Below are 7,289 nucleotides of genomic sequence, written 5' to 3' on the forward strand. Positions count from 1 at the left end.
TGCTACTCAAAGCTTTTAGGGCGCTGCGCTAAAGTCACATCAAAGCTAAGTTTACGACCACCTCTTAAGACCTCTAGCTTAATCAGGGTGCCGGGCTTTAGTCCGGCCACTTCATTCAGCATTTGGCGGGTGTTAATCGCCTCTTTGTCATTGATTTTTAAAATAATATCGCCCACCGCTAAACCACTGGTGGCTGCAGGACTTTGCTGACCTACCGAGGCAATAATCACACCACGCACTTGGGGCAGATTAAAGGCTTTGGCTAGATCTGGGGTCACGTCTTGCGGCTCAACTCCTAGCCAGCCGCGTGAAACCTTACCCGTTTCAATAATCTCGGCCATGATTTTTAAGGCCGTACTGGCCGGTGTTGCAAAGCCAATGCCTAAAGAACCGCCAGAGCCAGACTCAGCATATATCGCTGTATTAATACCAATCAAACTGCCATTTACATTAATTAAGGCGCCACCGGAGTTACCTGGGTTAATCGCCGCATCGGTTTGAATAAAGTTTTCATAGGTATTGATGCCGAGGCCTGAGCGATCCAAGGCAGAAATAATGCCCATGGTGGTGGTTTGACCAACACCAAAGGGGTTGCCTATCGCTAACACTACATCGCCGACATTAAGCGTTTGATTAGGATCGCTTTTGATGGGTTGGATCGTTGGTAAATCAATTTGCAGTACCGCCAGATCGGTGTCTGGATCGGCGCCAATAAATTTAGCGCCAGCTCTTTGCCCGTCATGAAGTAGTACCTCAATCGCATCCGCCGCTTCAACGACGTGATAATTGGTTAAGATATAGCCTTGTTCTGAGGCGATCACGCCTGAGCCTAGGCTGGTTGGATCGCTTAGACGCTGACGCTCATTTTGCTCTTGAATAAAGGGGCGTAGCGAGGGAATATCATTCAGTTCGCGTAGCGGCGAAGCAACGCGTTTAGTGGTATAAATATTAACCACTGAGGGTGCGGCAAGTTTCACTGCATCCGCATAGGAGGTAAAGACCGTCACCGTGGTTGTGATGGGACTTTGAGACTTAGTGGAGCTGTTTTGATTGGGAATCGCCTCGGGTTGTATCTTGACCATGGCGGTTGGTTGAGTTTGGATTTCTATTTGTCGATCCAGCCATCCGGGCCTGATAGTACTAATCGTAAATATCAGTGCCAAGACAATCGTGACGGCTTGTGTGAAAATCAACCAATAGCGGTACATAAATAACGTAGGAATCGATCGTGAATAAAATTACAGTCAAAGAGCTAATGCATTGGCTCGATACTCAGCTGCAACCCCATTTGTTTCAGGATTATGCGCCAAATGGACTGCAGGTGCAGGGAAAACCTGAGATCAAAAAGGTGGTTTTCGGTGTCACAGCCAGTCTGGATTTGGTGGAGCAAGCGATTGCAAAGCAGGCAGATGCGATTATCGTGCACCATGGCTGGTTTTGGAAAAACGAAGACACCAGAATCATCAATGCAAAATATCAGCGACTGGCTAAGCTTATCAAACATGATATCAATCTGATTGCGTATCACCTACCACTTGATGCTCATCCATTATGGGGTAATAATGCCATGTTATCGCAAGTCTTGGGATTGCGTGTTGACTATGTGGATAATAAACCACACACCGTGGGTAGGGATAATTTGATTTGGTTAGGGCAGGCGCCACAGGACGAGATGACTGCGCAGCAATTCAGCGAGCATCTGCAGCTTGCTTTGGGTCGTGCGCCGCTCTTTATTGGTGAGCCGGAGCAAAGGATTCGCACCGTTGCTTGGTGTACCGGCGGCGCTCAAAGTATGTTTGAAGAAGCAGTTCTAGCGGGTGTCGATGCCTATATCACTGGTGAGGCCTCAGAGCCGGTGTTTCATCTGGCCAGAGAATATGGTGTGGCCTATTATGGTGCCGGCCATCATGCGACTGAGCGCTATGGTGTGCAGGGTTTGATGCGGGTGATGCAGGAACGCTTTCCACAGCTGCAGTTAGAGTTTGTGAATATTGAAAACCCAGTTTGATGGGGCGTTACTTAGCAAAAAATTAGCCCGAACAAGCTAGGTTCGGGCTGATGCAATGATGAGCGCTAATAACGACTACTGCAATTTGTTGTCAATTTGCGACTGTGCTTCCTGCTTTTGTAGTAAATCGCGGATTTCACGGAGCAGTGCAACATCAGCTGGTTCAGCTTCAGGAGCCGCCTCTTCGACCTTTTTCTCGTGTTCAAAGCTAGCGCGTGCTTTAGCAATGACTTTTACCATTAAAAAGACCACAAATGCCAGTAAGATAAAGTTGATTAAAATGGTGACAAAATTACCATAAGCAAAGACGTTAGCGCCTGCCTCAGTCAGCGCTTGGTAGGTTTCAGGGCCGCTGTATCCCTCAGGGCGAGATAGCACTACGAACATATTAGAGAAGTCGGCCGAACCGCCAATGATAAAGCTGATAAGCGGCATGATCACATCCTTGACTAATGAGTCGATGATCTTGCCGAAAGCGGCACCGATAATCACCCCGACGGCGAGGTCGATCATATTGCCTTTAACAGCAAATTCCTTGAACTCTTGAATAAAACTGGAGGCCTTGCTCATAAAAAATTTCCTTTTAATCGATGTAACAGGTTTATAAAGTATATAATAAGGGGTTAAATAGTATTGCGTATAGTAATATTGTATATTTTTCAGATTATGTTTGTACGATTGTAGCGCAGGTTTCTGGTGCCGCACATCGTTTATTTTTTAGACCTTGGCAGAAATAGGGAATGATATGAGTCAAGAATCTACAGTTTCAAAAGAGATGGTCGTTGAGCAGGCCTCACCCAGTGTGTTGCCTGATGATCCCGCTCGTCGTTTTTGGTTAGGTACCGCCTGTGCGGTCGGTGGCGTTGCAGGGGTTGCTACGGTAATTCCTTTTGTGGCATCAATGTCACCATCAGATAGAGCTAAGGCTGCCGGTGCACCGGTTCAGGTAAATATCTCAGCAGTGGCCCCGGGTCAGATGATTACTGCTGAGTGGCAGGGTAAGCCGGTATGGATTTTGCGCCGCACACCCGAGATGCTTGCTTCGCTCTCCAAGCTTAATGATGAACTGGTTGATCCGATGTCCGATCGTCCTGGTTTCACGCCTGACTTTGCCAAAAATGAGCACCGCTCAATTAACCCTGAGTGGATGGTGATGGTGGGTATTTGCACACATTTAGGCTGTTCTCCCTCCGCTCGCTTTGCTACTGGTAGTTCTCAAGGTATGAGCGCCGATTGGTTGGGCGGTTATTTGTGTCCTTGTCATGGTTCGGTCTTTGATTTTGCCGGTCGTGTGTTTAAAAACCAACCGGCCCCTGATAACCTACTGGTACCTCCTTATTACTTTGTTGACGATTTCAACATCATGATTGGGATGGTTTCTCCGGCCTAATCGCTTGGGAACCTGCAGGGTTTTTTTGATTGTTAGCTTTTGATAAAAAGGAGCCTTACATGGCCAGCGAGAAAGTTGTTGAAACAACAGGTCTTCTTGGTTGGGTAGATCGCCGATTTCCGATGACCAAAATGGTCAAGGAGCATATGACGGAGTATTATGCCCCCAAGAATTTTAACTTCTGGTATTTTTTCGGTTCATTAGCTATGCTGGTACTGGTCATTCAGATTTTGACCGGTATTTTCTTGGTGATGCACTATAAGCCAGATGGTAATGTAGCATTCGCTTCAGTTGAGTACATCATGCGTGAAGTACCCTTTGGTTGGGTGATTCGCTATATGCACTCTACCGGCGCCTCCATGTTCTTTGTGGTGGTGTATTTGCACATGTTGCGTGGTATGCTCTATGGTTCTTACCGCAAGCCACGTGAGCTAGTGTGGATTTTCGGGGTTGCCATCTTCCTCTGCTTAATGGCTGAGGCCTTCTTTGGTTATTTATTGCCTTGGGGTCAAATGTCATACTGGGGCGCTCAGGTGATTGTTAACCTTTTTGCGGCTGTGCCTTTTGTAGGTGAAGCCTTATCTACTTGGATTCGCGGTGACTTCGTGGTGTCTGATGCTACCTTAAACCGCTTCTTTGCTTTCCACGTGATTGCGATTCCATTAGTGCTTATCGGTTTGATTGTGGCGCACATCATTGCTTTACACGAAGTGGGTTCTAATAACCCTGATGGTGTGGAGATTAAAGAAAAATTAGATGCTAACGGTCGTCCGCTAGACGGTATTCCGTTCCATCCTTATTACACGGTGCATGATATTTTAGGTGTGGCCGGTTTCTTATTAGTCTTTGCGGCTATTATGTTTTTTGCGCCGACCATGGGTGGTTACTTCTTAGAGGCTAATAACTTTATCCCTGCTGACCCTTATGTGACACCGCCGCATATTGCGCCAGTATGGTATTTCACGCCATTCTACTCAATGCTGCGTGCCACCACGGATGAGTTTACTTGGGCGTTAGTCGCTTTCTGTATTCTTTTTGCGATTGGTTTATTCTTCAGTAAAAATACCCGTGGCATCTGGAAGATTGTATGGCCAGTGATTTTAATTGCTGTGGCTGTGCTACTTCGTGTGTTTGATGCGAAGTTCTGGGGTGTTGTGGTCATGGGCGGTACGGTGGTGATGCTTGGTTTCTTACCTTGGTTAGATAAATCGCCAGTTAAGTCGATTCGTTATCGTCCAGGTTGGCACAAGCTACTTTACGCCATCTTCATGATTAACTTTATTATCTTAGGTATCATCGGTACTAAAGCGCCGTCAGACTTATTAAACTTGACGTCGCAAGTGGCTACAGTTATTTACTTAGCGTTCTTCTTCTTTATGCCGATTTGGAGTCGTTTAGGTACGTTCAAAGAAGTACCTGAGCGTGTTACCTACAAGCCACACTAAGAGCAAGGGTGAATCATGTTGAAAAAAATATTAAGCGTTTTAGCTTTAACAGTTGCTGCTGTTACTTCAGCTGGAGCAGCAACAACAGGCCCAGCTTGGGATGTGATGCCTGTTAAGGTAACTGATAAAGCTGCCTTACAAAATGGCGCTAAGCTATTTGTTAATTACTGTTTGAACTGTCATAGCGCTAATTATGTGCGCTATAACAAGTTGATGGATCTGGGTCTCACTGAGCAGCAGATTGAGGATAATCTATTATTTACTGGTGAGCGTGTGGGCGATATGATGCATATTGCCTTACCGGCACAGGATGCTAAAAAGTGGATGGGTGTGACCCCGCCCGATCTGTCTGTGATTGCTCGTTCTCGAGCGGCTAACTTAGGCCAGCCGGGTACGGACTACATCTATACGTATTTGCGTACCTTCTATCGTGATCAAAGCAGCCAAACGGGTTGGAATAATATCGTATTCCCAAATGCGGCAATGCCTAATCCATTATGGAGAATGCAGGGTCCGGTTGAAGCCACCATTACTGATATTAAATCAGTTGAGGACGGCGATACGCGCAAATGGGTTGAAACGGTGACTAAGTTCGACAAGGATGGTTTTGCTACCTTAGTAAGTGAAAAAGTGCTTAGCGATTATAAAGGTGGCGAAAGTTCTTCTGCTGAAATTACATACTTAGACGAGTCTAAGCGTGAGGCCTTTGATAAGAACATGGCCGACCTAAGTGCTTTCTTGGGTTGGATGGCTGAGCCGGATCAGCATTTCCGTAAAGTGCTCGGTACTTGGGTAATGCTATTCTTATCACTGTTCTTTGTTGTCGCTTGGTTCTTGAACAAGCAATACTGGAAAAATGTAAAATAGTTCAACACCGACAGTTTTTTGTACCTACACTACTGTGTAATGCAAATGAGGTCAGTGTCTTATGGCGCTGACCTTAATTCGTTTAAACGGAGACCAATTTATATGATGATTCTTCACTCGGGAACAACTTGCCCCTTTTCTCAGCGTTGTCGTTTTGTTTTATATGAAAAGGGCATGGACTTTGAAATCCGTGATATTGATTTATTCAATATGCCGGAAGATATTACAGTGATGAACCCTTATGGCAAAGTACCTATTTTGGAAGAGCGTGATTTGATTCTTTATGAGTCAAATATCATTAACGAGTATATTGATGAGCGCTTTCCTCACCCACAATTAATGCCGGCCGAACCGATTATGCGTGCACGTACGCGGTTGTTTTTACATAATTTTGAGCGTGAGCTTTTTTCACACGTGCTAGTGTTAGAGGATCGCCAGTTAAGTCCAGATGCCAAGGAAGTGGAAGTGGCACGTAATCGTATTCGCGATCAGTTAACTGTATTGGCGCCGGTGATGAGCAAAAATGACTATTTGTTAGGCGATGATTTTTCAATGCCTGATGTAGCGATTGCACCACTACTATGGCGTTTAGAGCATTATGGGATTGAGCTGCCGCGCAGCGCAGCACCAATTCAGAAGTATGCTGAGCGTATTTTCTCCAGACCGTCTTTTATTGAAGCGCTTACCCCAAGTGAAAAGGTAATGCGTCGTTAGTTGTTGTGATGCGCAGTACCCGAGCTGTCAGTTTGTTGAAGTTCGGGTATTTTGCGTGATTTAAGTGCAAGGAGTGATTGTATGTTTCCGGCATCCAGTAAGCCTTATTTGATTCGTGCATTATATGAGTGGTGTTATGACCAAAGCTTAACACCGCATATTGTGGTGCGCGTCGATAAAAACTGCCAAGTGCCAAAGGCCTTTGTTAAAGACGGCTATATCACTTTTAATGTGGGTCCAGTAGCAACCAAGGATTTTCATGTGGATAATCACTGGGTTTCATTTAGTGCGCGCTTTGGTGGTCAAGCACAAGAGGTGATGTTTCCGGTGGCTACCGTGGTGAGTTTCTTTGCGCGAGAAACACAAGAGGGGATGGGCTTTCCCTTTGAAGAGGATTATGATTTAGTTGATAACACAGTTGAGTCTGGCGCAGCTTCCGAAAAACCTGAAACCAAAAAAGCCTCAATACTGCAAATTATCAAATAAGTCATTTTTGTTGCAAAAAAGCATTAAATTCGATTTTTTCATAAAACAACAACAAAAGTACTTGCAAATAAATATAAATCGTCTATAATTTCAATCTTCAGCCGGCTTAGCTCAGTTGGTAGAGCAGCTGATTTGTAATCAGAAGGTCACGAGTTCGACTCTTGTAGCCGGCACCACTTCTCTTTCTATCAAATCACCTTTTATTTAAAAATAGCCTTGCTTTTAGTGATAGCTCACTAGGGTGTTTCGGATTTTCGATAAAAGACTTGACAAGAAGAAAAGACTTCAGCATAATAGCTGTCTTTCGCAATATTTAGCGATAGCAAGTAAAAGCGAAGTAAAATAAAAAACAACACACTAAAATTTATTTTCAAATATT

At 45.0% G+C, this 7,289-nt stretch carries 8 protein-coding genes and 1 tRNA gene; 7 read left to right on the forward strand and 2 right to left on the reverse strand.

Going from position 1 to position 7,289, the window contains the following annotated elements; translation table 11 throughout:
* Positions 1-2: 2 nt before the first annotated feature.
* Positions 3-1,208: a S1C family serine protease gene (locus HMPREF3179_RS02785; protein ID WP_026156919.1), complete on the reverse strand. Its 1,206-nt coding sequence runs from the start codon at positions 1,206-1,208 to the stop codon at positions 3-5.
* Positions 1,209-1,228: 20 nt separating this feature from the next.
* Here HMPREF3179_RS02785 and HMPREF3179_RS02790 point away from each other — a divergent pair, with 20 nt between their 5' ends.
* Entirely contained in the window at positions 1,229-2,008 is a 780-nt protein-coding gene (locus tag HMPREF3179_RS02790) for a Nif3-like dinuclear metal center hexameric protein (RefSeq protein WP_036559182.1), read from the forward strand.
* 75 nt (positions 2,009-2,083) lie between these two features.
* Here the strand turns inward: HMPREF3179_RS02790 and mscL are convergent, their stop codons facing one another.
* On the reverse strand, positions 2,084-2,578 hold the full coding sequence (gene mscL, locus HMPREF3179_RS02795; protein ID WP_018027110.1) for a large conductance mechanosensitive channel protein MscL: 495 nt from the start codon (positions 2,576-2,578) through the stop codon (positions 2,084-2,086).
* Positions 2,579-2,753: 175 nt separating this feature from the next.
* Between mscL and petA the strand changes: the two genes are divergently transcribed.
* The 6 genes from petA to HMPREF3179_RS02825 all read left to right on the forward strand — a co-directional run bounded on the left by petA (position 2,754) and on the right by HMPREF3179_RS02825 (position 7,086).
* A complete protein-coding gene (petA, locus tag HMPREF3179_RS02800) occupies positions 2,754-3,398 on the forward strand; it encodes a ubiquinol-cytochrome c reductase iron-sulfur subunit (protein ID WP_018027109.1) in 645 nt (214 codons plus the stop codon).
* A 59-nt stretch (positions 3,399-3,457) separates the two neighbouring features.
* On the forward strand, positions 3,458-4,843 hold the full coding sequence (locus HMPREF3179_RS02805; protein ID WP_018027108.1) for a cytochrome b: 1,386 nt from the start codon (positions 3,458-3,460) through the stop codon (positions 4,841-4,843).
* Positions 4,844-4,858: 15 nt separating this feature from the next.
* On the forward strand, positions 4,859-5,710 hold the full coding sequence (locus HMPREF3179_RS02810) for a cytochrome c1 (protein WP_018027107.1): 852 nt from the start codon (positions 4,859-4,861) through the stop codon (positions 5,708-5,710).
* 102 nt (positions 5,711-5,812) lie between these two features.
* Positions 5,813-6,424, forward strand: coding sequence for a glutathione S-transferase N-terminal domain-containing protein (locus HMPREF3179_RS02815; RefSeq protein ID WP_048767903.1), 612 nt, complete (start codon positions 5,813-5,815; stop codon positions 6,422-6,424).
* A gap of 81 nt (positions 6,425-6,505) precedes the next feature.
* Positions 6,506-6,910, forward strand: a complete 405-nt coding sequence (locus HMPREF3179_RS02820; RefSeq protein ID WP_036561152.1) for a ClpXP protease specificity-enhancing factor — start codon at positions 6,506-6,508, stop codon at positions 6,908-6,910.
* 100 nt (positions 6,911-7,010) lie between these two features.
* Positions 7,011-7,086: transfer RNA gene (locus HMPREF3179_RS02825), tRNA-Thr, on the forward strand.
* Positions 7,087-7,289: the final 203 nt, after the last annotated feature.

Origin of the sequence: Oligella sp. HMSC09E12 (assembly GCF_001808505.1) — a bacterium.
In the GTDB taxonomy this organism is placed as follows: Bacteria; Pseudomonadota; Gammaproteobacteria; order Burkholderiales; family Burkholderiaceae_B; genus Oligella; species Oligella urethralis.